The 26,172-nt window shown below is 70.5% G+C and carries 19 protein-coding genes; 11 read left to right on the top strand and 8 right to left on the bottom strand.

Annotated features, from left to right (window positions below; genetic code table 11):
- Positions 1 to 368: 368 nt before the first annotated feature.
- Positions 369 to 2,726 carry a PQQ-binding-like beta-propeller repeat protein gene (locus AB0I66_RS33955; RefSeq protein ID WP_363211838.1) on the top strand — a complete coding sequence of 786 codons (2,358 nt, stop codon included), beginning with the start codon at positions 369 to 371 and terminating at the stop codon, positions 2,724 to 2,726.
- A gap of 338 nt (positions 2,727 to 3,064) precedes the next feature.
- Here AB0I66_RS33955 and AB0I66_RS33950 read toward each other — a convergent pair whose 3' ends face one another.
- The 3 genes from AB0I66_RS33950 to AB0I66_RS33940 form a co-directional block, all read right to left on the bottom strand.
- Positions 3,065 to 3,859, bottom strand: a complete 795-nt coding sequence (locus tag AB0I66_RS33950; RefSeq protein ID WP_363211837.1) for an enoyl-CoA hydratase/isomerase family protein — start codon at positions 3,857 to 3,859, stop codon at positions 3,065 to 3,067.
- On the bottom strand, positions 3,856 to 4,311 hold the full coding sequence (locus AB0I66_RS33945; protein WP_363211836.1) for an OB-fold domain-containing protein: 456 nt from the start codon (positions 4,309 to 4,311) through the stop codon (positions 3,856 to 3,858). Before AB0I66_RS33945 ends, AB0I66_RS33950 begins: the two co-directional genes overlap by 4 nt.
- Positions 4,312 to 4,397: 86 nt before the next feature.
- Positions 4,398 to 5,549, bottom strand: a complete 1,152-nt coding sequence (locus tag AB0I66_RS33940) for a lipid-transfer protein (RefSeq protein ID WP_363211835.1) — start codon at positions 5,547 to 5,549, stop codon at positions 4,398 to 4,400.
- A 138-nt stretch (positions 5,550 to 5,687) separates the two neighbouring features.
- Between AB0I66_RS33940 and AB0I66_RS33935 the strand changes: the two genes are divergently transcribed.
- Complete coding sequence (locus AB0I66_RS33935) at positions 5,688 to 7,295, top strand: FadD3 family acyl-CoA ligase (protein ID WP_363211834.1); 1,608 nt, start codon at positions 5,688 to 5,690, stop codon at positions 7,293 to 7,295.
- Between the two features lie 8 nt (positions 7,296 to 7,303).
- Here the strand turns inward: AB0I66_RS33935 and AB0I66_RS33930 are convergent, their stop codons facing one another.
- Positions 7,304 to 7,678, bottom strand: coding sequence for a VOC family protein (locus tag AB0I66_RS33930; RefSeq protein ID WP_363211833.1), 375 nt, complete (start codon positions 7,676 to 7,678; stop codon positions 7,304 to 7,306).
- A 206-nt stretch (positions 7,679 to 7,884) separates the two neighbouring features.
- Between AB0I66_RS33930 and AB0I66_RS33925 the strand changes: the two genes are divergently transcribed.
- Complete coding sequence (locus AB0I66_RS33925) at positions 7,885 to 8,967, top strand: alpha/beta hydrolase (RefSeq protein ID WP_363211832.1); 1,083 nt, start codon at positions 7,885 to 7,887, stop codon at positions 8,965 to 8,967.
- A gap of 58 nt (positions 8,968 to 9,025) precedes the next feature.
- Here the strand turns inward: AB0I66_RS33925 and AB0I66_RS33920 are convergent, their stop codons facing one another.
- Together AB0I66_RS33920 and AB0I66_RS33915 are read right to left on the bottom strand one after the other, a co-directional pair.
- On the bottom strand, positions 9,026 to 9,703 hold the full coding sequence (locus AB0I66_RS33920) for a hypothetical protein (RefSeq protein WP_363211831.1): 678 nt from the start codon (positions 9,701 to 9,703) through the stop codon (positions 9,026 to 9,028).
- Positions 9,704 to 9,764: 61 nt separating this feature from the next.
- Positions 9,765 to 10,385: a DJ-1/PfpI family protein gene (locus AB0I66_RS33915; RefSeq protein WP_363211830.1), complete on the bottom strand. Its 621-nt coding sequence runs from the start codon at positions 10,383 to 10,385 to the stop codon at positions 9,765 to 9,767.
- 339 nt (positions 10,386 to 10,724) lie between these two features.
- Here AB0I66_RS33915 and AB0I66_RS33910 point away from each other — a divergent pair, with 339 nt between their 5' ends.
- The gene (locus AB0I66_RS33910; protein ID WP_363211829.1) at positions 10,725 to 11,576 is read left to right on the top strand and encodes a hypothetical protein; all 852 of its coding nucleotides are present in this window, start codon (positions 10,725 to 10,727) and stop codon (positions 11,574 to 11,576) included.
- Positions 11,577 to 12,830: 1,254 nt separating this feature from the next.
- Here the strand turns inward: AB0I66_RS33910 and AB0I66_RS33905 are convergent.
- Complete coding sequence (locus AB0I66_RS33905; protein ID WP_363211828.1) at positions 12,831 to 13,007, bottom strand: sigma-like protein; 177 nt, start codon at positions 13,005 to 13,007, stop codon at positions 12,831 to 12,833.
- A gap of 206 nt (positions 13,008 to 13,213) precedes the next feature.
- Positions 13,214 to 16,165, bottom strand: a complete 2,952-nt coding sequence (locus AB0I66_RS33900; RefSeq protein WP_363211827.1) for a BTAD domain-containing putative transcriptional regulator — start codon at positions 16,163 to 16,165, stop codon at positions 13,214 to 13,216.
- Positions 16,166 to 16,496: 331 nt separating this feature from the next.
- On the opposite strand from AB0I66_RS33900, the gene AB0I66_RS33895 reads away from it, so the two are divergent.
- The 7 genes from AB0I66_RS33895 to AB0I66_RS33865 all read left to right on the top strand — a co-directional run bounded on the left by AB0I66_RS33895 (position 16,497) and on the right by AB0I66_RS33865 (position 26,170).
- A complete protein-coding gene (locus AB0I66_RS33895; protein WP_363211979.1) occupies positions 16,497 to 17,735 on the top strand; it encodes an amidohydrolase family protein in 1,239 nt (412 codons plus the stop codon).
- Between the two features lie 194 nt (positions 17,736 to 17,929).
- On the top strand, positions 17,930 to 18,889 hold the full coding sequence (locus tag AB0I66_RS33890) for an LLM class F420-dependent oxidoreductase (protein ID WP_363211826.1): 960 nt from the start codon (positions 17,930 to 17,932) through the stop codon (positions 18,887 to 18,889).
- 37 nt (positions 18,890 to 18,926) lie between these two features.
- Complete coding sequence (locus AB0I66_RS33885; RefSeq protein WP_363211824.1) at positions 18,927 to 19,712, top strand: glucose 1-dehydrogenase; 786 nt, start codon at positions 18,927 to 18,929, stop codon at positions 19,710 to 19,712.
- A 148-nt stretch (positions 19,713 to 19,860) separates the two neighbouring features.
- Positions 19,861 to 20,988: an LLM class flavin-dependent oxidoreductase gene (locus AB0I66_RS33880; protein ID WP_363211823.1), complete on the top strand. Its 1,128-nt coding sequence runs from the start codon at positions 19,861 to 19,863 to the stop codon at positions 20,986 to 20,988.
- Between the two features lie 143 nt (positions 20,989 to 21,131).
- Positions 21,132 to 22,871: a D-aminoacylase gene (locus tag AB0I66_RS33875; protein ID WP_363211822.1), complete on the top strand. Its 1,740-nt coding sequence runs from the start codon at positions 21,132 to 21,134 to the stop codon at positions 22,869 to 22,871.
- The gene (locus AB0I66_RS33870; RefSeq protein WP_363211821.1) at positions 22,868 to 24,361 is read left to right on the top strand and encodes an aldehyde dehydrogenase family protein; all 1,494 of its coding nucleotides are present in this window, start codon (positions 22,868 to 22,870) and stop codon (positions 24,359 to 24,361) included. The genes AB0I66_RS33875 and AB0I66_RS33870 overlap by 4 nt, the downstream gene beginning before the upstream one ends.
- A gap of 249 nt (positions 24,362 to 24,610) precedes the next feature.
- Entirely contained in the window at positions 24,611 to 26,170 is a 1,560-nt protein-coding gene (locus AB0I66_RS33865; protein WP_363211820.1) for an APC family permease, read from the top strand.
- The last annotated feature ends 2 nt before the right edge of the window (positions 26,171 to 26,172 follow it).

Raw genomic sequence — 26,172 nt, 5'->3', positions numbered from 1 at the left:
AGCGCGATTCGGCCGAGTGCAAATGGGGTTGGGGGCCGTATTCCTTGCGTTTCCGTACGCCCGTCGGGCGCCGGTCGGGCGCCGGTCGTGCGGTCGTCGAGCGCCGGGCCGGGAGCCGCTCCCGGCATCGTTGATGGCCGGAAATTGAATCGCCCACACGTTCGAATGACTGTTCGGATCAGGTTTCGCTCACATATCTCCTTCTTCTTGCGTCTTCTTTGTCCCACAACACCCCGATCCCGCCCCGGGTTCGCAACCACCGCCCCGGACAGGAAGAATCAGGGTGCGTGCCGCCGTAGCGGCTCGGTGGTGAGACGCTGCACGGGGCCGCTCATACGGCGCCCGGGTACGGGGAGGTGGCAGGGCAAGTGGTGGATCAGCTGACGCAGCACGATCCGAGGCGGATCGGCCCGTTCGAGGTGCTCGGCCGGCTCGGAGCCGGGGGCATGGGCCTTGTCTACCTCGCGCGCTCCGCGTCAGGGCGGCGCGTGGCGATCAAGACGGTCAGGACCGAGCTCGCCGAGGACCAGCTGTTCCGCGTCCGCTTCACGCGCGAGGTCGAGGCGGCACGGGCGGTGTCCGGTTTCTACACGGCCGCCGTCGTCGACGCCGACCCGCGCGCGGCCGTGCCGTGGCTGGCCACCGCGTATGTGCCCGCTCCCTCGCTCGAGGAAATAGTGAACGAGCACGGGCCGCTGCCCACCCAGGCCGTGCGCTGGCTGGCAGCGGGCGTCGCCGAGGCCCTGGAGTCCATCCACGGCGCGGGCCTCGTCCACCGTGACCTCAAGCCGTCGAACGTCCTCGTGGTCGAGGACGGCCCGCGCGTGATCGACTTCGGTATCGCGTCCGGCGTCTCCAACACCCGCCTGACCATGACGAACGTCGCCGTGGGCACGCCCGCGTACATGTCGCCCGAGCAGGCGAAGGACTCGCGCAGCGTCACCGGCGCCAGCGACGTCTTCTCGCTCGGCTCGATGCTCGTCTTCGCCGCCACCGGGCACGCGCCCTTCCACGGTGCGAACCCCGTCGAGACCGTCTTCATGCTGCTCCGCGAGGGCCCTGACCTGGAGGGACTCCCGGACGAGCTGCGTCCGCTCATCGAGACGTGCATGCAGATGGAGGCCCCGCTGCGGCCAAGCCCCGCCGACCTCCAGGCCCAGCTCGCCCCGCACCTCTTCGCCTCCGAGAGCGAGGACGGCGACAGCGGCACGGCCTCCGCCTGGCTTCCGGAGCGGGCCGTCGCGCTGATCGAGTCCCGCAGAGGCGGCCGTCTGCCCGCGCGGGCCGCGCTCGCCTCCTCCGGGCGCAGTGGCGGCCGCGGTGGCGCCCCCGCAGTCGCGCCGCCCCCTCCGCAGCACGCCCCGCCGGTGCCGCCCACGCAGCCGCCGCCCTTCGGAGGCGTGCCGGACGCCGGCCCCGTACACCTCGCCGGCGCGAAGGTGCCGATCGGTCCGGGCCCGCGGGTGGCCGACGCCCGCGCCGCCGTGGGCGCCGTGCCCGCCGACACCGGCCTCGCCGCCTCCTGGTCGCGGTCCAAGGCCGCGGCGAACGGCGCCGAGCCCGTGGTGCCCGCCCCCGCCGCCGCGCCGGACGCGGGGGCCGCGTGGCGCCCGTGGCGCTTCCGGATGTCCAACGACGTGTGGGGTACGCCCGCCGTGGCGGGCAACCTCGTGTACGTCACGTCCTTCGAGGTGCACGCCCTGGACGTCGGCACGGGCCGCCGCAGCTTCAAGACGCGGGACGTCGCCTGGTCCATGGGTGTGGCCGACGGCCGTATCCACGCCTCTGACGGACCCACGCTCTACGCCCTGGACGGCGCCGACGGCTCCGACCTGTGGCGCCTGAACACCGATGCCTGGGTGTACTCCCTGCAGGCCGACCGCGGCACCGTCGTCACCGGGACGCGCGGCGGCGGCGTACAGGCCTGGGAGGCCGCGAACGGCGAGAAGCTCTGGGAGATCACCGGGGCCCAGACCGACTTCGAGACCCCCGAGGCCGGACCCGTCGTCCACGACGGCACGGTCTACGTCTGGCAGAACGCCCGCCTGCGCGCCCTGGAGGCCCGTACGGGCGACGAGCGCTGGTCGTACCCCATCGGCGACGCGGCCTCCTGCGGCGGCGTCCCGGTGCGTCTCGCGCCCGCCCAGGACGGGTACGTGTACGTGTCCGCGGGCTCCCGGGTCCTCGCCATCGACGTGGCGGGCGGGCACGTCCGCTGGCACTTCGAGGCGCCCGCCGCGTTCCTGTGTCCGCCCGCGTTCGCGCCGGGGCCCGCGGTCACCGGCGGCGGCGTGTACCTCGCCGACTACCTGGGCACCGTGTACGCCCTCGACGCCACGGACGGCCGTGACCGGTGGCGCATCGCCACGGAGTCCCGGGCCTCGATCGAGCCGGTGCTCGTCGCCGACGGCCATGTGCACGTGGGCAGCGGCAAGGGGCTCTACACCCTGGACGCGGTGACGGGCACGCCCAAGTGGCGCTTCCAGGCGGGCGGCGAGGTCGTCGGCACGCCCGTCGTGGCGGACCGGCGGATCCACTTCGGGTCGACGGACCACCTGCTCTACACGCTCAAGGCGGACGACGGCCGCCTGCGCTGGAAGCTGGCCACGGGCGGCGAGATCACCGGGGCACCGGTGGTGCGGGACGGCGTCGTGTACGCGTGCAGCAAGGACCGCTGCGTGTACGCGCTGGACGCGGAGCGGGGGACGGGCACGGCTCGGTCCTAGCGGCCCGGGTGCCTGTCTCTCGGGTGCGGGCCGCGTCCGGCCTGCGCCGCCGCTTCGCGGCGGATTCTGCCCGCCCACCCACCCGAGCACCCCGCGTCGAGCCTCGTCAGGTGCGGGCCGCGCCTCGTGACGGCCGTCGCACCAGCTTTGGAAGGGGCTCCGGACGGCGGCCGTCCACTCGTGACGCTACGCCGACTGGCTGAACCATGCCAGGCGGCGGCCTGGACCGCGGGCCCCGTAAGGGGCGCGGGGAACTGCGCGACCAGCCACGATGAAGCCGCACCCGGAAGGCGCCAGTGACATGGCAGACGCGAGGTCCGAGTCCTTGCTGCCCCCGCTCACCTGGTGCGGAAGCCGGGCCCCTGCTCGCGCCCTCGCCCCCGCCCCCGCCCCGCGAAGAGCTCCGCCTGCCGTTCCGGGGGCAGGTTGCCGAGGGCGATGAGGTGGGGTGCCTGGGTCAGGGCCTGGGTGCGGGCCGCCTCCTTCGCCGCCCAGAGCGCGCGTACGGTCCCCTGGACCGGCTCGGTGGGGTACGAGGCGATGACCTCGGCCGCGCGGACGGCGGTCGTCAACAGATCGGCGGGTGCGGCGAGTTCGGTCACCAGGCCCACCTCGTACGCCCGCCGCGCCGAGATCCGTTCGGCCGTACCCATCAGGGACATCCTGGCGACCTCGCCGAGCGGCATGCGCTGCGCCATCAGGATCGCCTCGTACGCGCTGACCATGCCGTAGGTGGTGTGCGGGTCGAAGAACGTGGCGTGCTCGGCGGCGATGACGAATTCCGCCTCGCCGAGGAGGTAGAAGGCACCGCCGCACGCCATGCCGTTGACGGCGGCGATGACCGGCTTCCACAGGTCGTTGGCCTTGGGGCCGACCCTCAGGAGCGGGTCGTCCATCGAGTAGGGGGAGCCGGGCTGCGGGACGACGGTGTCACGGTCGATGCCGGTGCAGAACGCCTTCTCCCCGGCGCCGGTCAGGACGATCGCCCGCACGGAGTCGTCGAATCGGAACTCCCGCCAGGCGGTCGTGAGTTGCTCGGCCGATTCCGCGTCCATGGCGTTGTGCCGTGCGGGGCGGTCGAGCGTGACGACCGCGACGCCCGTGTCCTTGTCGGTCTCCGTGCGCACGCTCATGGCCGCTCCAGGAGCCAGCGGGGCATCGCGATCCCGTCCACGTCGGTGAACGCGACCTGCACCTTCGCGCCGATGCGCAGCCGCTCGGGCTCGACGGAGTCCAGCGGGGCGTCCGGTGCGGCCACGAGGTTGCCGACGAGCCGGATGCGGGGGGCGTCGGCCAGCTCGACGATGATCGCGTTGTACGGGGCGTTCGCCGCGTAAGCGGGGAGCAGGGGTGGGTGTGGTCTTACGTAGGACCAGATGCGGCCCCGCCCGGCCATGCGCCGCCACTCTGAGTCGAAGGACTGGCAGTGGGGGCAGCAGGGCCTCGGCGGGAAGCGGAGCTCGTCGCAGGCGGTGCAGGCCTGTATCCGGAGTTCGCCCCGGGCGGCGTACTCCCAGAAGGGGGCGCCGTCACTGTCGATGGTGGGCCTCAGGAGGGGCTCGGTCGTTGTCGTCGCGTCTGCCATGTGGGTGTCCTTTTGCGTCTGAAGGCCGCATGTGGTTGCTCGCGCTCACGCGGCGGAGCCGCATGTGTCACAGCCCCGCGCCCCTCCTACGGGGCCCGCAGTAGCACCGCCGACGTCGGTACTCCCTCGCCCGCCGTCACCAAGCACGTCGCCGCGTTCGGCACCTGAGCCGTACTCGTGCCCCGCAGCTGCTTCACGCCCTCGTTGATGAGGTTGAAGCCGTGGACGTACGCCTCGCTCAGGCCGCCGCCCCCGGTGTTGATCGGCAGCCGGCCGCCGCTCTCCAGCGCGCCGCCCTCCGTGAACGCGCCGCCCTCGCCGCGGCCGCAGAAGCCGTAGCCCTCCAGGGAGAGCGGGATGAGAGGGGTGAACGCGTCGTAGATCTGCGCCACGTCCACGTCCTCAGGACCGAAGTCCGCCTGCTTCCAAAGGTGTCGGGCCGCTGTCCACGCGGGCCCGGTGAGCGGGTCGTCGTTCCAGTAGTTGACCATCCCGTGGTGCTGCGCGGGCAGCCCCTGGGCGACGGAATGGACGTACACGGGCTTCTGCCGGCAGTCCCGCGCCCGTTCGGCGGAGACGATGACGCACGCCAACGCGCCGTCCGTCTCCAGGCAGTTGTCGAAGAGGCAGAGCGGCTCGCTGATCCAGCGCGAGGACATGTACATCTCGCGGGTGAGCGGCCGTTCGTACATCATCGCGGCAGGGTTCTGGTTGGCCCGGTTCCTGCACGCGAGGGCGACGTTGAAGAGGTGGTCGCGGGTGGCGCCGTACTCGTGCATGTAGCGGCGGGCCAGCATCCCGATCTCGTCGGCGGGCCGCAGGAGACCGAAGGGGCGCGTCCACTGCCCCGGGGTGGGGAGTTGGACCGCGGTGTTCTTCCACGGGCGCGGCCCGCTGCCCCGCTTGCGGGACCGCCAGGCGACGCCCACGCTCGCCTGTCCGGTGGCGACGGCCGCCGCGAGGTGCGCGATGGTCGCGCAGGAACCGCCGCCGCCGTAGCCGACCTTGCTGAAGAAGGTCACGTCTCCGGCGCCGATCGCCTTGGCGACCTCGACCTCGTCGGTCTCCTCCATCGTGTACGAGGCGAAGGCGTCGACCTCGGACGGGGCGATGCCCGCGTCGTTCAGCGCGGCGACGATCGCCCGGCAGGCCAACGTCTTCTCGTCCTCGGCCAGTTGTTTCGCGAAGGCGGTCTGTCCGATCCCGACTATCGCTGTAGCGTCTTTGAGTGAGGCCATGGGCAACGGCATGGGCAACGGCACCTCCGCGAGTGGCGAGGCTCCAGGGCTTCGCCATACGTCGTCCCGACTGCTGACAGCGCGTCAGGTTACAGCTAATCTGACGGATAGTCAGCTACTGCGGCGGAGGGGCTTGTGATGCGCGGCGACCTGGAGTGGGGCAGCATCCCGGGACTTGTCCGGGCGGCCGCCGAGCGGTACGGCGACCGAGAGGCGGTCGTCGAGGGCCGCACCCGCGTCACGTACGCGGAACTCGGCCGGCGCGTGGAGCGGGCCGCCGCCGCATGCATGGCCAACGGCGTCAACTCCGGTGACCGCGTGGCCGTCTGGGCCCCCAACACCCTGGACTGGATCGTCTCCGCGCTGGGCGCGGTCTCGGCGGGCGCGGTCCTCGTCCCCCTCAACACCCGTTTCAAGGGCGCCGAGGCGTCCTACGTACTGCGACGCAGCCGCGCCAAACTGCTCTTCGTCACGGGCACATTCCTCGGCACGTCGTACGTCGCCTCACTGCGCCGCGCCACCCAGGAGGGCGAGGGGGACGGCCCGCTGCCAGGACTCCCGCACCTGGAACAAGTGGTGGTCCTGTCCGACGACGCCCCCGAGGACTTCCGCACCTGGAAGGACTTCCTGGCCAGCGGCGACGGGGTGAGCGGCGCCGACGTGCGGGCACGCGCCGAAAGCGTCGACGGCGCGACACCCTCCGACATCATCTACACCTCGGGCACGACAGGCCGCCCCAAGGGCGCCGTCATCACCCACGCCCAGACCCTGCGCTGCTACGACGTCTGGAGCGAGCTCGCGGGCCTGCGAGAAGGCGACCGCTACCTCATCGTCAACCCCTTCTTCCACACCTTCGGCTACAAGGCGGGCATCATCGCCTGCCTGATGCGCGGCGCGACGATGATCCCGCAGCCGGTCTTCAACGTGGACACGGTCCTCGCCAACGTGGCCGCGGAACGCATCTCCGTCCTCCCCGGCCCACCCACACTCCACCAGTCCCTCCTCGACCACCCCGCCCGCGACCAGCACGACCTGTCCGCCCTGCGCCTCGTGGTGACGGGCGCGGCGGTGGTCCCCCTGCAACTCGTCGAGCGCCTGCGCACCGAACTGCACATCGCCACGGTCCTGACGGCATACGGCCTCTCCGAGGCCAGCGGCATCGTCACCATGTGCCGCCAAGGAGACGCCGCACGCGTCATCGCCTCCACCTCAGGCCGCGCCATCCCGGACACGGAGGTACGCGTGGTGAGTCCCGCCGGCGAAGCACTCTCACCGGGCCACCCGGGCGAGATCCTCGTACGCGGACACAACGTCATGCAGGGCTACTACGAGGACCCGGCCGAGACGAAGAAGACCGTCACCCCGGACGGCTGGCTGCGCACGGGCGACGTCGGCGTCCTGGACGAGACCGGCAACCTCCGCATCACGGACCGGATCAAGGACATGTTCATCGTCGGCGGCTTCAACGCCTACCCCGCCGAGATAGAGCAACTCATCGGCGTACACCCGCAGGTGGCGGACGTCGCGGTGATCGGCGTACCCGACCCGCGCCTCGGCGAAGTGGGCAAGGCCTACGTGGTGCGCCGCCCGGACGCGGTCCTCACGGCGGACGACCTGATCGCCTGGTCGCGCCGCGAGATGGCCAACTACAAGGTGCCCAGGGAGGTCGAGTTCGTCGGTGAGTTGCCGAGGAATGCGAGTGGGAAGGTGCTGAAGAGGGAACTGCGGAGTGCTCGCCGGGGGTAGTCGACCGCTCAGGCCGAACGCTCGGCGGCGCTGCGCTCGACGCAGAACTCGTTGCCCTCCAGGTCAGTGAGAGTGACCCAGCCGCGCCCGTCGGGCAGACGATGGTCGCCCACGACCTTGGCGCCCAACTCCACCAGCCTCTCGACCTCTTCGTCGCGGGTGCGGTCCTGCGGCTGAAGGTCGACGTGCACACGGTTCTTGGCGGACTTGGCATCGGCCACGGTCACGAAGAGCAGCGTCATGCCCTCGGCGGTGACCAGGGCTTCGGGGTCGCCGGGAAAGTCGTCGTCGGCGATCTTCCCGCCGAGTATCTCGGCCCAGAAGGTGGCCTGACGGTAGGCGTCGGAACAGTCGAAGGTGAGGTGGCGCACGAGTGAGGTCATGGGCGGCACTATCGGGGTGGGGGGTGGGGGGTGTCCACCGGGTTTCGGGGTGACCGAGCGCCTGTCGCCGGTTTGCCGGGTCGGCAAAGTTTCTTCCGGGTGGGGGAGGCGAGGGGACAGCATCGTGACGTACGTCGACATCATGATGTACGTCGGCATCATGACGTACGTACTTGTTCGATACGCCCCGTCTTTTACTTCCAGGTATGGGAGCAAACATGCCGCACGCCATGCAGCACAACATGCAGCACCGCTTGGTCGATGTCCCCGGAGGCCGGATTCACCTGGTGGAGCAGGGGACGGGCCCCCTGGTGCTCCTCGTCCACGGCTTCCCCGAGTCCTGGTACTCGTGGCGCCACCAGATGCCGGTGCTCGCCGAGGCGGGCTTCCGTGCGGTGGCGATCGACGTGCGCGGATACGGGCGCTCGTCGAAGCCGCGCGAGGTGGAGGCGTACCGGATGACGGCTCACGTGGCCGACAACGTGGCGGTCGTACGCGCCCTGGGCGAGGAGACCGCGACGATCGTGGGCCACGACTGGGGCTCGACCATCGCCGCCAACTCCGCGCTGCTCCAGCCGGACGTCTTCACGGCGGTGGGCCTGCTGAGCGTTCCGTACACGCCCCGGAACAGCCTCCGCCCCACGGACGCGTTCGCCATGATCGGCGGCGACGAGGAGTTCTACGTCAGCTACTTCCAGGAGGAGGGGAGAGCCGAGGCGGAGATCGAGCCAGATGTGCGGGGCTGGCTCGCGGGGTTCTACGCGGGGCTGTCGGCGGACACGATGCCGAGGCCGGAGGGCGGTCCGGGCCTGCACTTCGTGGCGAGGGGCGGACGCATGTCGGACCGTTTCGCAGGAGGAGGGACGCCGGCTTCGTCTTCGTCTTCGAGTTCGACTTCGACTTCGACTTCGCCTGTGACTGTGCCCTTACCCTCTTGGCTGACGCAGGCTGATCTCGACTTCTACGCCGAGGAGTTCGAGCGCACCGGCCTGACCGGCGCGCTCAGCCGCTACCGCAACGTCGACCGCGACTGGGAGGACCTGGCCGAGTGGGACGGGGCCCCGATCACCCAGCCGTCACTGTTCATCGGCGGCGACCAGGACGCGTCGACGACGTGGCTGGCGGACGCGATCAAGGCCTTCCCAGAGACGCTGCCGGGCCTGGTGTCCTCGCACATCCTGGAGGGGTGCGGGCACTGGGTGCAGCAGGAGCGGGCGTTCGAGGTGAACCGGCTGCTGGTGGGGTGGCTGCGGATGCTCCCGGGGCTCCTGGGGCTCCGTACGAGTTGACCGGCGTGCGCGACTTGACCGGCGCGGGCGACTTGACCGGCGCGCGCGACCTGAGGCTTCAGTGGCCGATGGGGGGAGAGAGGCAGCCGGTCTCCATGAAGGGGCCGTTGGTCAGCGCCTCGTAATTGGTCGGCTGGACGAAGGCGGTGACGCAGGCGTCATCGCGTACGCGCAGACCGATCATGGTCCCTTCGGGAGTGACGTACTCGCCGTTCTCGTAGCGCGCACGCATGTCCTGGACGGTGAGTTCGCCGCTCAGGATCTTGCCCTTGGCGTCGTACTTCTCGATCTTGTACCCGAGCTCACCGGTGAGGGCCGCCCGCACACTCTCCTCATCCCACTGCTTCTTCGCGTGCAGCCGCTTGAGGACGGGTCTGATGCGAGCGGCCTCGGCCTCGGCGGCTTCCTCGCTCGCCGCGGACATGTCGCCGGGCCGGCGGTAGGCGTTGTTCTCCCCGTTGTGGGGGGCGCCGTCGACGACGCCGGGTTCCACGTAGGGGGAGGCGCCGGGCGGGGTGGGGGTGGGGGTAGGGCTGGTCGGGGCAGGGGTGGGGGTGGGGCTGATGGTGGTGGGAGCTCCTGCCGTGGAGGGGTTGGCCGCGGTGCCGTGCCGCTGCTCGCCGCAGCCGGTGAGCGAGGCGGTGGCGGCGCAGACGAGGAGGAGGGCGGAGATCGCGCCGAGGGGGCGCCGTTGTGTTGGGGTGACCATGGCGGGCGTACGTCTCAAGCGGACCATGCCGGTGACTCTGCCACGGTTGCGCGAGGGGCACGGCCCGCTCGGCCCAGGTGAGATACGGCTACGACATGGTCTGCGCCCGGAACTTCTCGACCAGCGCGGCCGGGGCCTTGTCCGGTGAGCCGGCGTCGTACGGCGGCTGGGGGTCGTACTCGATGAGGAGCTGCACGGTCTGCGCGTGCTCGTCGCCCGCTATCTTCCCGGCGAGGGTGAGGCCCATGTCGATCCCGGCGGAGACGCCGGCGCCGGTGACGTACTTCCCGTCGAAGACGACGCGCTGACCGGTCGATTCGACCCCGAACTGCTTGATCTGTTCGAGCGCCAGCCAGTGGGACGTGGCGCGGCGGCCCTTGAGGAGCCCGGCGGCGGCGAGGATCAGCGACCCGGTGCAGACGGAGGTCGTCCAGGTGGTGCCGGCGTCGACGGCGCGCAGCCAGCTGAGCACGGCCTCGTTCTTCAGGTCGGGATCGGGGCTGCCGGGCACGACGACGATGTCGGGGCTGCTGACCTCGGAGAGGGATTTCGTGGCGACGAGGGAGAGGGTGCGGGTGTCGTCGAGCACGGGCCCGTCCTGCTCGGCGACGAAGACGACTTCGGCGTCGGGGAGCGAGGAGAGGGTCTGGAAGGGGCCGATGGCGTCGAGGACGGTGAAGTTGTCGTAGAGCAGGATCGCGATCTGCATGGGGTCCCTTTCCGACGGCGCGCTGCGCGCGCGGCTGTGTAGGTGGGCCCAAGTCTTCAGGCGGTCGGGAATGTCCGCAATGACGAGGAGCCCACTTTTACTGCCATGGGGTGCGTGCGCGTGTGGGGGGGGGAAGGGGGCGCGGGTTATCCCCATGAGATGGGTTATCCACAGGCTGAAACGCGCGCGGCAGATGTGAGGCAGCCTGAGGCCATGGGGGGTTCGAGAGGGCCGGGAGGGTCGAGAGGTGCGAGGAAGTGGGGCGAGCTGCGGGAGTTGGCCGTGGAGGGGGTGCTGCTCACGTGCTGGGCCAGGGAGGCGGGCTGGCCGAGGAGCACGTTGTCGAGGAGCCTGGCCGCTGAGGGGTGGACGCGTATCCCCGGCGGTGGCTGGGCGGAGCCGGGGCGGGAGCTCGACCTGACGTTACGTGTCTGGGCGGGGCAGTTGACGATGCCGGGTTTGGTGGCGAGCCACAGGTCGGCGGCAAGGCTGTGGAGTATCGAAGTCCTACGGGAGGAGCTGGAGTTCACCGACCCGAGGGGGGCCGGGCGCAAGACGGGGGCGCGCGTCCACTGGCTACCGCTGCCGCCTGAGGAGATCACCGTGGTGGGGGACCTACGGGTGACGACGGTCGCGCGTACGTTGGCGGATCTGTTGCGCCGCGGCCCGCGCGAGGACGCCGTGGTGGCACTCGACTCGGCGCTGAGCAGCCGCCGTTACGGGGGTCGTCACTGGCGGGGCCCGCTGATCGGGGGCCTCGACACGGTGGCGGCGGCCTTGGATTCCCCACCGGTGGCGCGGTCGCCGGGGGCGGTGAGGGCGCGCCGGTGGCTGACGCTGGCCGACCCCGAGGCGGGCTCGCCGGCGGAAACGGTGGCCCGACTCCGGATGCGGGACGCGGGCCTGCACCCGGAGTCCCAGGCGAGGCTTGTGACGCCGACGGGCCGCCTACTGCGCCCGGACTTCTTCTTCCGGGGGGTGGGAGTGGTGGTCGAGATCGAGGGCTACGGCTACCACGGCACCAGGGAGGCCCACCGCCGAGACCTGGCCCGCTACAACGACTTGGCGTCCTGCCCCGAGATCAGAGTGGTCCTGCGCTTCGCAGCAGAGGAGGTCTTCGCGGCACCGGAGGCGTTCGTGGCGAGGGTGCGGGCGGCGGTGGAGGGGGCGTTGCGGGCGGGGGTGGGTTGAGGGCGCGCGGTAAGGGTGCGCGCGGGGGTGGGGTGAGTGCGCGCGGTATGGGTGCGGGCGGTAAGGGTGCGCGCGAGGGTGGGGTGAGTGCGTACGGGGGTGGGGTGAGTGCGTACGGGGGTGGAGAAAGCGCCGGGGGGAGCGTGCGTGCGGGGTGGAGTGAGGGCGCCCGGAGGTGGGAGGGCGAGGCGAGGGGGCGGCTGATGTTGCCCGGGGGTGGGGTGGGGGAGGGAGGGGTGGGGGGAGGGGGAGGAAGCTTCGGTGGAACGGGGGCCGGTTGGTGGCGGAAGCTGTGGGCGCCGAAGGGCGATCCGGGGGCTTTGATGTTCCGGGGTCGGGTGGTGGCCGGGGCCGCCCGGTGCTCCGGAGTGTGGCGGTGGAGGTGGGCCAGTAAAGGGCGCTCCTACGTCGCGTCGGCTACGCCGATTCCGCTGCGCTCCACCCTTGACTGCCCCACCTCCACCGCAAGGGCTTCGTGTACCGGGCGGCCGGGGCGGGGCGTATGGTTGCGGCCGGTGACGGGGCCAGGTCTCCTGCCGGGTGCGGACTGGTTCTTCCGGGGCAGACGTCAGGGGAAGTTGGGGCCGCCTGGCCGAGCGGCTCGGCTCCGGTGGCGGTGAGGGGTCTCGCTGCCGGGTGCGGACTGGTTCTTCCGGGGTGGACGTCAGGTGGAGAGGCTGGCCTGAGCGGTCGGGGGAGCCGCGGTGGCGCGTGGGTGTTCGGGCGATGGGGTGGGTGGGGGCCGCCGCGCTGGGTGGGGTGTGGGTGGATGGGGCGGCGTGAGGGTGTGAGGAGGGTGGGTTGCAGGGGAATCCCGCGGGGGGCCAGTGCGGGGGTTTGGAAGGTGGGAGAAATTTGCGTACGGGGGCGCGATGAGGCACCAGGAGCCCGGAATGCCCCGTATGCGGGGCCGGTGGGTGAGTCGCGAGAGCGCGCCAGCTGCCCCGACCAGCCCCCAGCCCTCAGCCCCCAGCCCTCAGCCCGCACCTCAGCGGCCGGTCCGCCACCGGACCGCGGCGGGGCGCGATCCCAGTGGCAAAGCGGGCGCCCTCTGCCTTGGCCGGGTGGGGCCTGAGCTGCGTGAGGCGTGGGAGTCCTCGGGCGAGGGCGAGGGCGAGGGCGAGAGCGAGGGCGGGGCGCGGGGGCGGGGTCAGGGCCCGGGGTGGAGCTGGTTTTGGACATGCGTCGGCCGCGGCGGCTCCCCCTCCGCGCCGCCGCGGCCGATCGTTCCCCCGTCGGGATGTGTGGCTTGGGTCAGTCCTTGGGCGGGGCGGGCGTGTGGCCCTCGCCCAGCGTGGTGGCCGTGCCGTCCTTGGGCGGGGCGGGCGTGTGGCCCTCGCCCTGGGTGGTGGCCGTGCCGTCCTTCGGCGGGGCGGGCGTGTGGCCCTCGCCCATGGTGGTGATGCCGGTGTTCTTGTCGATTTCGCTCATATGAGACAACTCCTAAGCTCTGGGCGGGGCTTCGGGATCGGATACGCCCGTTCGGCAACTCCCCCGAGGATCGCCGAACGGGCGTAGTGGGCCGCTTACCTTATCCGTAGGGCCCGTGCGACCCGTCTGCCCCCCGACGCGACGGATCGACTCCATGAGAGTGGCAGCCACTCATAAACGTTCGATGAACGCCGCTTCGGGCGTGGTCAGGCGACGGTGGCCGGAGCGAGGAGCTGCCTCACCTGAGCGGCTTCCGGTGCGCCCGCTTCCTCGTGGATGGCCAGCGCCTCGCGCCAGCAGGCCTGCGCGCGGTCGACCTGCCCCAGGTCCACGAGAGACCTTCCCAGCAGGGTCAGGACGTTGGCCCGCATCCACTCGCCACCGACGCACCCGATGGCGAGCGCCTGTTCGGAGTGCTGGGCCGCCTGCGCCGCATGGCAGTCCGCGAGGTACACCTGGGCGATGCGGTAGTGCGTCGTCCCCTCCCACAGGCGCTGACGGTTCTCGGCGAAGATCTGCAACGCGTCGTTCAGCTGATCCAGGGCTTCCGGGCGTCGATCCGCGCCGCTCAGGGCGAGCCCGAGCGCGTACTTCGCGTTCGCCAGCCGGAAGGTGACCCCGAGATCGCTGTATATGGCGATCCCTTGCTGGGCGAGGTCGATCGACTTGGTGGTGCGTCCCATCGCGAGGAGGGCCCGGGACAGGTTGCACAGGGCGCTCGCCTCGCTGTGGCGGTTGCCGTCGGCCCGGAAGACGTCGATGGCCTCGCGCAGATGGATCTCGCTCACCGCGGGCCGGTTGATGCAGTTGTTGATGATTCCCTGCTCGTTGAGGGCGTTTCCGGTGGTCCAGGGGTCACCGGAGTCCGAGGCGAGCGCGGCGGCGCGCTCCAGTTCGACGGCTGCGTCGTCGAAGCGGCCGACCTTGTTGAGGACTTGGGCAAGGCTCACCCTCGCGCGCCCTTCGGCGCGTGCGTCGCCCTCTGAGGCGGCGACCTCGCATGCGGCGCGCGTCGCCATCTCGTACCGGTAGGAGATGGCTCCGGATTCCGCGAGGTCCTTCGCCGCGAGCAGCAGGTCCACCGCTCGTCGCAGGCCCTCCTTGCTCAGTGATTGCTGGACGCACGCCAGGATGCAGGAGGCCTCCGCGTGCAGCCAGTCGAAGGCCTTGGCGCCATCGGTGAAGTCCAGGCCGACCCGCTCGGTGACCTCCAGGTGGTCCACCGTCCGGTCCCCCGGCCGCTCCAACGCGTAAACCCCCGCCGCCGTCGCCAGATAGAAGTCCAGCAACCGCGACATCGCCGCCCCCCTCTCGCTCGGCGGCTGCTCGTCGCGTTCCGCGCACGCACGCGCGTAGAGCCGGACCAGGTCGTGGTAGCGGTAGCGGCCGGGGGCCGCGGATTCCACCAGGGATGTGTCGACCAAGGACTCCAGGAGGTCCTCTGTTTCCTCGGGCGGCAGGTCGAGTACCGCTGCCGCTGCTGCGAGGGAGAGGTCCGGGCCGTCTGCGAGGCCGAGGAGGCGGAAGGCTCGTGCCTGGGCCGGTTCCAGTTGGCCGTAGCCCAGTTCGAACGTGGCCTTGACCGCGAGGTCGCCCGCCTGGAGTTCGTCCAGGCGGCGGCGCTCGTCCGCCAGCTTCGCGGCGAGGGTGGAGACCGTCCAGGTGCGGCGGGCCGCGAGGCGGGAGGCCGCGATGCGGATGGCGAGGGGCAGGAAGCCGCACGCCGCCACGACGTCGAGCGCGGCCTTGCGTTCCGAGGTGACGCGCTCCTCGCCGACGATCCGGGTGAAGAGGAGGAGGGCCTCCTCGGGGGACATCACGTCCAGGTCCACCAGGTGTGCGCCGGCCAGGTCCACCATGCGGATACGGCTGGTCACCAGGGCCGCGCAGCCCTCCATGCCCGGGAGCAGGGGGCGTACCTGGGCGGCGTCGCGGGCGTTGTCCAGGACCACCAGGACCCGGCGGCCGTCGAGGACCGAGCGGTAGAGGGCTGCACGCTCCTCCAAGGAGTCCGGGATCGATGAGTCAGGGGTGCCGAGGGCGCGGAGGAACGCGCCGAGGACTGTTTCCGGTTCCGCCGCTCGCGCGCCGGCGCCCTGCAGGTCCACGTACAGCTGTCCGTCGGGGAAGTACGTCCGTGCCACGTGGGCCACGTGGACGGCGAGGGTCGTCTTGCCGACGCCTCCGATGCCCGCGAGCGCCGATACGGCCATCACCCGGCCCTCGGCCGCCGAGAGGATTTCGCTCAGTTCGGTGACGAAGGAGGCACGGCCGGTGAAGTCGGGGACGGTGGCCGGGAGTTGCGCGGGGCGCACTACGGCCGCCGCCGGTTCCGGGGCTGCCGCCGAGGGTTCCGTCAGTGCCGGGTCCGCCTGGAGGATGCGCTGCTGGAGTTCCTTCAGGCCGGGGCGCGGGTCCACGCCCAGTTCGTCGTCGAGCAGGCGGCGGGTGTCGGCGTACACCGCGAGGGCTTCCGCCTGGCGTCCGCTGCGGTACAGCGCCAGCATCAGGAGCTCGCGCAGGCGTTCGCGCAGAGGGTGTGCCGCGGTGAGGGCCGTGAGTTCGGAGACCGCTTCCGCGTGGCACCCGACCTCCAGGTCCATGTCCAGGCGGGACTCCAGGAGCTGGAGGCGCCATTCCTCCAGGCGTGTGCGTTCGGTTTCCGCGTACGGCCCGGGGACGTTGGCGAGGGGTTCGCCGTCCCAGAGGCTCAGTGCCTTGTTCAGCAGGGAGCGGGCCTGGCAGAGGTCGGCCACTCCGCGTGCCTTCTCCGCCTCCGTCGACAGGTCTTCCGCGAGGGAGAGGTCGAGTGCGCCTTCGGCCACCGCGATCGCGTATCCGCCCGATTCGCTGACCAGGACTCCCGCGGGCAGGACCTTGCGGAGCCGGGACGCGTACGTGCGGACCGCGGCCAGGGCCTGCGAGGGCGGGTCGTCGCCCCAGAGGGCGTCGATGAGTTCGTGTGCGGTCGCCGTGCGGCCGGCGCGCAACAGGAGCGCCGCGAGGAGCGCGCGCTGTTGCGGAGAGCCCATGGAAAGCTGCTCGGCGCCGTGCCATGCGCGTACCGGGCCGAGCACGCTGAAGTGCGGTCTCAGTTCCTCGGGGGCGTTCCCCGGGGCCGGACGCCGCTGGTCCGGTACTCGCGGTACACCGTCCATCGCTCCCCCTGCTGCCCTGACGTGCCCGGCCGTCACCGTGCCTGGTAGTGCGCCGCGGGTCTGCCCTGCCCGCGATGTGCGTGCTTTCCGTGCTTTCTGCGCCTTGGTTGGTTTTTGTGCTTTCTGTTCTTTCTCAGGTTCCGTTCTTTACCTGATTCTTGCTGCCCGCCAGTTTGCCTTGTTCATGGCGGATACGTCAGCCGTGCGAGACGGCTCTCACAGGGTCCACGCACACAGGGGCGGGGCGACAGCCCGCGTACTCGTGCCCGACAGGGAGCTGACGGGTCGTCAGATCAGCGCTACCGTGGAGCACATGGAGACCACTGAGACCTTGCCGACGTTCCCGAGGATCATCTCGGTGGACGACCACACCGTTGAGCCCGCCCATGTCTGGCGGGACCGCCTTCCGTCGAAGTATCAGGACAGCGGGCCGCGCGTCGTCCGGGCGCCGCTGAAGGAAATGACCTTTATGGGCGGGAAGTTCGCCCCCGTGATGGGGGCGAAAGGGGACGACGGGCCCATAGGTGACTGGTGGGTCTACGAGGACCTGCACCGGCCCCTCACCCGCCTCGACACCGCGGTCGGGTACGACAGGGACGAGATCAAGCTCGAGGTCATCACGTACGAGCAGATGCGGCCGGGGTCCTTCAGTGTGCCCGACCGCCTCGCCGACATGGACGTCAACCACGTCCAGTCCGCCCTCTGCTTCCCCACCTTTCCCCGCTTCTGCGGGCAGACGTTCACCGAGGCGAAGGACCGGGAGCTGGGTCTGCTCGGTGTCCGCGCGTACAACGACTGGATGGTGGAGGAGTGGTGCGGGCCCGAGGCGCGGGGCCGGCTGATCCCCCTCACCCTCATTCCGCTCTGGGACGCGGAGCTCGCCGCCGCGGAGGTGCGGCGCAACGCCGCTCGCGGGGTGCGGGCCGTCGCCTTCTCCGAGATACCGCCCCACCTCGGGCTCCCCTCCATCCACACGGACGAGTGGGACCCCTTCCTGCGCGCGTGCGACGAGACCGGCACGGTCATCGCCATGCACATCGGGTCCAGCAGCAAGATGCCGAGCACGTCCGCGGACGCGCCGCCCGCCGTCGGGTCCACCATCACCTTCGCCAACTGCTGTTTCTCGATGGTCGACTGGCTGATGAGCGGCAAGTTCGAACGCTTCGCGAACCTCCGGATCATGTACGCGGAGGGGCAGATCGGGTGGATTCCCTACATCCTTGAGCGCGCGGACGTGGTCTGGGAGGAGAACCGGGGGTGGGGCGGGGTCGCCGACAAGGTGCACCGGCCGCCGTCCGAGCTCTTCACCGAGCACGTGTACGGGTGCTTCTTCGACGACGCCTTCGGTCTGAAGAACCTCGACGCGATCGGGGTGGGAAATGTTCTTTACGAGACCGACTACCCGCACTCCGATTCGACCTGGCCGAAGTCGCGGGAGGTGGGGGAGTCCCAGATGGGCCACCTCGCCCCGGACGTCGTGGACCGCATCGTGCGGGGCAACGCGATCGATCTGCTCGGGCTGACGGCGGACGGATTGTGGGCGGGGCCGGGGGCGCAGGCGGGGACGTAGGCGGGGACATCGTCAGCAGGCCGCTGCCCTGGGGGTGGTGGCCTGCGGACCCGCGCCCGGGGGTGGCGTCCGCTGTCTCACGCCCTCACGAACAGGCGCCGCCAACCCCTTGCCTGACGCTTCGTCAGCTACGACGATGAGTGCCGTCGCCGTATATGACACACCGTCAGATCAAGGTGAGGGGTCGGGTTCCCATGGCTGCCAATGCGCTGGCGCACATCTTCCCGCAGGGGCGACTGGTCTACGGGATGCAGCTCCCGATCCAGTCGCAGAGCGTCATCTATGCCGAGGCGTGGGAGGCCGATGCTGCCGGCGACGATCTCGCCGAGATCGCCCGTGCCGCCGATCGCGGAGGCTTCGCGTACGTCGCCGTATGTGATCACGTGGCCATTCCGCGGCGGCTCGCCGACACCATGAGCACCGTCTGGTACGACCCGGTGGCCACGCTCTCCTTCCTCGCCGGGATCACCGAGAACGTACGGCTGATGAGTCACGTCGCCGTCGTCGGGCTCCGGCATCCGCTCGTCACCGCCAAGCAGTACGCCACCCTGGACCGGCTCAGCGGCGGGCGGCTGATCCTCGGCGTCGGGGCGGGGCACGTGCAGGAGGAGTTCGACGCCGTCGGCGCCGACTTCGAGCGGCGCGGGCCGGTGCTGGACGAAAGCATCGACGCGCTGAAGGCCGCCCTTGGGCCCGAGGAGTATCCCGAACACCACGGCGAGCGCTACGACTTCAGCGGGCTCGGGCAGTTGCCGCGCCCGGCGCAGGAGCGCGTGCCCGTCTGGGTGGGCGGCTCCTCGCCCGCCGCCGTCCGCCGGGCCGCCGTCCGCGGCGACGGGTGGCTGCCGCAGGGTGACCCGCGCGACAAGCTGCCCGCGCAGATCGCCAAACTCAAGCGGCTGAGGGAGGAGGCGGGGGTCGAGGAGCCGATCGTCGTGGGGGCGATCGCCGAGCCCCTGTACGTGGGGGAGCCCGGCTGGTCCGTGGGGCGCCGCACCCTGAGCGGGAAGCCTGACGCCCTCGCCGAGTCGCTGCGCGCGTACGGCGCGATGGGCGTGCAGCAGATCCAGGTGCGCTTCCGCAGTCGTGGCCGCACCGAACTCACCGACCAGATGGCCGCCTTCGCCGCCGAAGTCGCCCCGCACCTCAACTGAGCACCCCCTGACCCCGACCTCACGCAAGGAGACTCGTATGGGCAAGCTGGACGGGCGCGTCGTCATCGTCACCGGTGGCGCGCGCGGGCAGGGCGAGCAGGAGGCGCGGCTCTTCGCCGCCGAGGGCGCGCGGGTCGTCATCGGGGACGTGCTCGACGACCAGGGCGAGGCCCTGGCCAAGGAACTCGGCGGTGACGTCGCCAAGTACGTGCACCTCGACGTCAGCCAGGAGGCCGACTGGGACGCGGCCGTGTCCGCCGCCAAGGACGCCTTCGGGAAGATCGACGGCCTCGTCAACAACGCCGGAATCCTGCGCTTCAACGAACTCGTCAGCACCCCGCTCGAAGAGTTCCAGCAGATCATCCAGGTGAATCAGATCGGCTGCTTCCTCGGCATCCGCACCGTCGCCCCCGAGATCGCCGCAGCCGGTGGCGGGACCATCGTGAACACCGCCTCGTACACGGCGATGACCGGCATGGCGTACGTCGGCGCGTACGCCGCGACCAAGCACGCCATCCTCGGCCTCACCCGGGTCGCCGCGTTGGAGCTCGCCGCCAAGAACATCCGCGTCAACGCCGTCTGCCCCGGTGCCGTCGACACCCCCATGACCAATCCCGCGCAGCTCGACCCGGCCGCCGACCCCGTCGAGGCGGGCGACGCCGTCGCCGAGCTCTACAAGAAGCTCGTGCCGCTCGGCCGGATCGGCAGGCCCGAGGAGGTGGCCGCGCTCGCACTCTTCCTCACCGGGGGCGACTCGGCGTACATCACCGGGCAGCCGTTCGTCATCGACGGCGGGTGGCTCGCGGGGGTCAGCGTCGTCTGACGTGGACACCTGGAACTGACGGGACGTCAGTATCCGCGCCCGCGGGTATTGACGGTCCCCCCGGCCGGTGGAACAGTCGTCGCATCACGATCTGACGGTTCGTCAGAAACTCGTAACTCGAAGATACTCACGAGGATGGTGAACCTCCTTGGAATTCGGCCTCTTTGTACAGGGATACGTGCCCGCCAAGCGGGCCAAGGTCGACCCCGAAGCAGAGCACAAGGCGCTCATCGAGGAGACCGAGTACGTCATCCAGGCGGACAAGTCCGGCTTCAAGTACGCCTGGGCGTCCGAGCACCACTTCCTGGAGGAGTACTCGCACCTCTCCGCCAACGACGTCTTCCTCGGCTACCTCGCCCACGCGACCGACCGCATCCACCTGGGCTCCGGCATCTTCAACCCGCTCGCCCCGGTGAACCACCCGGTCAAGGTCGCCGAGAAGGTCGCCATGCTCGACCACCTCTCCGAGGGGCGCTTCGAGTTCGGGTCGGGCCGCGGGGCCGGGTCGCACGAGATATTGGGCTTCATGCCGGGCATCACCGACATGAACCACACCAAGGAACTCTGGGAAGAGACCATCGCCGAGTTCCCCAAGATGTGGCTCCAGGACGAGTACGTCGGCTTCCAGGGCAAGCACTGGTCGCTGCCGCCCCGCAAGGTGCTGCCGAAGCCGTACGGGAAGTCGCACCCGGCCATGTGGTACGCCGCCGGGTCCCCCCCTTCGTACGCGATGGCAGGCAAGAAGGGACTCGGGGTCCTGGGCTTCAGCGTGCAGAAGGTCTCCGACATGGAGTGGGTCCTGGAGTCGTACAAGACGGCCGTGAAGAACGCCGAGCCGGTCGGTGACTTCGTCAACGACAACGTCATGGTGACCTCCACGGCGATCTGCGCCGAGACGCACAAGAAGGCCGTGGAGATCGCCGTCAGCGGCGGGCTCAACTATCTGCAGTCGCTGCTGTTCCGGTACCACGACACCTTCCCGCGGCCGGAGGGCATCCCCGAGTGGCCCGAGCTGCTCCCCGAGTACACCGAGGAGATCATCGAGCTGCTCATCGCCGAGGAACTGATGATCTGCGGCGACCCGGACGAGGTGCTCACGCAGTGCAAGCGGTGGGAGCAGGCGGGGGCGGATCAGCTCAGCTTCGGGCTGCCTATCGGGATTTCGCCCGAGGACACGAAGAACACGATCAAGTTGATCGGTGAGCATGTGATTCCGAAGATTGACACGGATCCCGTGCATCGGACGTCCCGCATGCGGGGTGCCTCCGGCGGTTGAGCCGTCACCACCGACTGCCCCGGCCTCCCCTCCCGGACGGAGGCCGGGGTGCCCCCCTCTTCGCCCTTCGGGCGTGTCCTCAAGCGCCGGACAGGCTTGCTCCCACCCACCCACCCGCTCTCCGAAGGGGGACCTCTCCCGCCATGCTTGACCACCTCATCAAAGGCGCGACCGTAGTCGACGGAACCGGCGCCCCCGCATACACCGCCGACGTCGGTATCCGGGGCGGGCGCATCGCCGTCATCGCCGAGCCCGGGACCACGTCCGAAGAGGCCCGGTCCAGCGAGGACGCCCGGGGGCGCGTGCTGGCCCCCGGGTTCGTCGACCCCCACACGCACTACGACGCCCAGCTCTTCTGGGACCCGTACGCGACGCCCTCCCTGAACCACGGCGTCACCACCGTCGCGGGCGGCAACTGCGGGTTCACCCTGGCCCCCTTGCACCCCGACCGTCCCGAGGACGCCGACTACACGCGGCGGATGATGTCCAAGGTCGAGGGCATGTCCCTGGTGGCCCTGGAAGAGGGTGCGCCCTGGTCGTGGAGTTCGTTCGGCGAGTATCTGGACGCCCTGGAGGGGCGCGTCGCCGTCAACGCCGGGTTCATGGTCGGGCATTGCGCGTTGCGGCGGTACGTCATGGGTGCGGATGCCGTGGGCGGGCAGCCGACCGGCGAGCAGCTCGACGCGATGCTGCGGCTCTTCCATGACGCCATGGACGCCGGGGCCTGGGGGCTCTCCACCACCCAGTCGTCCACGCACTCCGACGGCGACGGGCAGCCGGTCGCCTCCCGGCACGCGAAGCCGGCCGAGCTGCTCGCGCTCAGCCGGGCCGTCGCCGAGCACGAGGGCACGCAGCTGGAGGCCATCGTCGCGGGCTGTCTGGATCAGTTCAGCGACGACGAGATCGATCTGTTCGTCGAGATGAGCGCCGCCGCGGGACGGCCGCTGAACTGGAACGTCCTCACCATCGACGCCGCCGTGCCCGAGCGCGTGCCACGCCAGCTGATCGCCAGTGAGCGGGCCCGCGAGTCCGGCGGCCGGATCGTCGCCCTGACCATGCCGATCCTCACCCCCATGAACATGTCGCTCGGCACCTTCTGCGCCCTGAACCTGATCCCCGGCTGGGGAGACGTACTGGGCCTGCCCGTGCCCGAGCGCATCGCCAGGCTGCGTGACCCGGACGTCAGGGGCGAGATGCTGCGGCGCGCCGACAGCAAGGAGGCCGGGGTCTTCCGGCGGCTCGCGCACTTCGACCGGTACGTCATCGGGGACACGTACTCCAAGGAGAACGAGGGCCTCACCGGCCGTGTCGTCGCCGACATCGCCGCCGAGCGCGGGCAGGAGGCCTTCCAGTGCCTCGTCGAGATCTGCGCCAACGACGACCTGCGCACGGTCCTGTGGCCGATGCCCTCCGACAACGACCCCGCCTCGTGGGCCCTGCGTCAGGAGACCTGGCGGCACGAGGACGTCATGCTGGGCGGCTCCGACGCGGGCGCGCACCTGGACCGCATGTGCGGAGCCCCGTACACGACCCGGTTCATCGGGGACTGTCTGCGCGGGCGGAAGCTGGTGGGTCTCGAACAGGCCGTGAAGATGCTCACCGACGATCCCGCGCAGCTCTTCGGGCTGCGGGGCAGGGGCCGTATCGAGGAGGGCTTCCACGCCGACCTCGTCCTCTTCGACCCCGAGCGCATCGACGCGGGCAAGGCCACCCTTGTGCACGACCTGCCCGGTGACAGCCCGCGTCTGGACTCGAAGGCCATCGGGATCAACGCCGTCTGGGTCAACGGCGTCGAGGCCATCCGCGAGGACCGGGTGACGGGTGCGACCCCGGGCACGGTGCTGCGTTCGGGCCGCGACACCAGGACGGTGAGCACCAAGTGAGCGGCGAACTCCCGCAGGATCAGCGGGCACAGGAGCAGCGGCTGTTCATCGGCGGCGAGTGGGTCGAACCCGCCGGTGGTCACTACGAAGTCGTCAATCCGGCCACCGAAGGCGTGGTCGGTCTCGCTCCCGAGGCGAGCCGCGAGCAGGTGCACGCGGCGGCCGGCGCCGCCCGGGAGGCCTTCGCCACCTGGTCGCGCACGACCCCGGAGGAGCGGGCCACGGTCCTGGACCGCGCCGCGTCGATCATGCAGCGCGACATGGGCCCGTACGCGGAGCTCGCGCAGGCCGAGAGCGGCGCGACGACCGGTACGGCGCGGGGCATGCAGGTCGCGGTGTCGGTGGCGCGTTTCAGGAGGTACGCGAAGGGGGCGATGGAGCCGGTCGAGGAGGGCCTGCCCCCGCAGATCAACGAGGCGGGGCCGATGGGGAAGGCGGGCGTCGTGGGGGCGCTCACCGTCCGCCAGCCGGTGGGTGTCGTCACCTGCATCACCTCGTACAACAACCCGTGGGCCAACCCGGCGGGCAAGGTGGCGCCCGCCCTGGCCATGGGCAACACGGTCCTGGTGAAGCCCGCCCCGCAGGACCCGCTGTCGGTGTACCGGATGGCGGCGGCTCTTGAGGAGGCCGGGGCGCCGCCGGGAGTGGTGAACGTGGTGAGCGGCGCGCGTCCCGAGGTGGGCGAGGCGGCGGTCGATTCCCGGGACGTCGACATGGTGAGCTTCACCGGCTCGACGTCGGTGGGGCAGCGGATCGCCGAGGTGTGCGGCCGCGGCATGAGACGCCAGCTGATGGAGCTGGGCGGCAAGGGCGCGGCGCTCGTCTTCGAGGACGCGGACCTGGACTCGGCGGTGGCGGGCATCGGGACGACGTTCTCCTTCTACAGCGGGCAGATCTGCACGGCCCCGACCCGGGTGATCGCGCACCGGGCGGTCTACGACGCTCTCGTCGAGAAGCTGACGGGCTACATCGGCTTCATGAAGGTGGGGGACCCCCGGGAGAAGGGGACGATCGTCGGCCCGGTGATCTCGGCGGCTCACCGCGACCGCATCGAGTCGTACGTCGAGCTGGGGCGCAAGGAAGGCGCACGGGTCGTCGCGGGGGGCGAGCGCCCGGCGGGGCCGGGCCTGGAGCGTGGCTTCTACGTGGCCCCGACGCTGCTCGCGGACTGCACGAACGACATGCGGGTGGTCCGGGAGGAGATCTTCGGCCCGGTCGTGGTGGTGGTCCCCTTCGAGGACGAGGAGGAAGGCATCGCCCTCGCCAACGACAGCGACTACGGCCTCCTGGACTATGTCTGGTCGGGCGACGTGGCCCGCGCCTTCCGGGTCGCGCGGCGGCTGCGCGCGGGCGGGGTCGGCGTGAACACGATCGGCCGGAACATGGAGGCGCCGTTCGGCGGGTTCAAGAAGAGCGGGGTGGGCCGGGACGTGGGCTCGTACGCGCTGCACGCGTACAGCGAGCTGCAGTCGATCGTGTGGCCGGGCTGAGAGCCGCGAGAAGTCCGGTATGTGAAATGCGGAAAGAGGCGCGGGAAAATTTGGAAACGGGTCAAAACGGACAGCGCTGCGGTTCCCGCATACCGGACAGTCTGGCTTTTGCCTCGCAATGAATAAGCATTACTGCTGAGGCCTCTGCTAATCAATGGTCGCTGTCCCGTTTTCTCCATTGATTGCAAGCCTGGGGAAGCGGATCTCCATCCTCCGTATATGGAAACCGCAGGACTTAACGTCCTGTTCATGACCCAGTTGGACGTACGGCCACAGGCCGGAGACACGGTAAGCGGCGCCCCCGACGGGGGCGTGCGCGCCAAAGGCCTCGGCGGGAACTCCGTGGGCCTCATGGGCAGCGCGGTCATCGGCATCTCCACCGTCGCCCCCGTCTACTGCCTGACGTCGACCCTCGGCTCCACGGCCGGCGAGGTCGGCCTCGCCATGCCCGCGGTCTTCCTCGCGGGCTTCCTGCCGATGCTCCTGGTGGCGTTCGCCTACCGCGAGCTCAACAAGGCCATGCCGGACTGCGGCACGTCCTTCACCTGGACGGTCAAGGCCTTCGGCCCGCGGATCGGCTGGATGTGCGGCTGGGGCCTCGTCATCGCCACGATCATCGTCCTGTCGAACCTGGCGGGCGTGGCGACCTCGTACTTCTGGCTCCTTGCGGGCGAGATCACGGGCAGCGACTCGGTGGCTGCCCTGGACGACAACAAGGCCGTACACATCCTCACGTGCCTCGCCCTGATCGCCGCTGCGACGGCCATCAGCTACCGGGGGATGACAGCCACGAAGGGTGTGCAGTACCTCCTGGTCGGCCTGCAGCTCGTGGTCCTCGCGCTCTTCGTCGTGATGGCCCTGGGCAAGGCCGACAGCGGTGAGATCGCCGGGTCCATGGACTTCTCCTGGTCCTGGCTGAACCCGTTCTCCGTCCAGTCCTTCGGCGCCTTCACGGCCGGTCTCTCCCTGTCGATCTTCATGTTCTGGGGATGGGACGCGTGCCTCACCGCCAATGAGGAGACCACCGGCAGCGAGAAGACCCCGGGCCGCGCGGCGCTCATCTCGATGGTCGTCCTGATCGGCTCCTACCTCGCCACCGGAATCGCCGCCCAGATGGCCGTCGGTTCCGGCGACAAGGGGCTCGGCCTCGCCAACCCCGACACCTCCGACAACGTCTTCGCCGCGCTCGCAGGACCGATCATGGGCAACGGCCTGGGCATCCTGCTCTTCGTCGCCGTCCTCGCCTCGGCAGCCGCGAGCCTGCAGACCACGTTCATCCCGGTGGCCCGCACGGTCCTCGCCATGTCGACGTACGAGGCGCTGCCGCCCTCCTACGCGCGCGTGCACCCCCGGTTCAAGACCCCCGGCCGCGCGACGGTCGTCGCCGGAGTCGCCACCGGCGTCTTCTACACGGTCATGACGCTGGTCTCCGAGCACGTCCTGGTCGACACGATCTACGCGCTCGGCCTCATGATCTGCTTCTACTACGCGCTCACCGCATTCGCCTGCGCCTGGTACTTCCGCCGCGAACTGTTCTCGTCCGCGCGCGACTTCGCCTTCAAGGGCTTCTTCCCGGTGTTCGGCGGCATCCTGCTGACCGCCGTCTTCTTCAAGACCCTCGTCGACATGTGGAACCCCGCCTACGGCAGCGGCTCCTCCGTCTTCGGCGTCGGCTCGGTCTTCGTGATCGGCGTGGGCCTGCTGCTGCTCGGCGTGGTCATCATGCTGGCGATGGGCCGCAAGAGCCCGGCGTTCTTCCGCGGCGAGGTCCTGAAGCGGGACACCCCGGCGCTGGTGGTCGCGGACTGACC

Source organism: Streptomyces sp. NPDC050439 (genome assembly GCF_040655335.1).
Taxonomy (GTDB): domain Bacteria; phylum Actinomycetota; class Actinomycetes; order Streptomycetales; family Streptomycetaceae; genus Streptomyces.
Note: the sequence above shows the minus strand (reverse complement) of the source record. Positions and strands in the feature narration are given on the sequence as shown.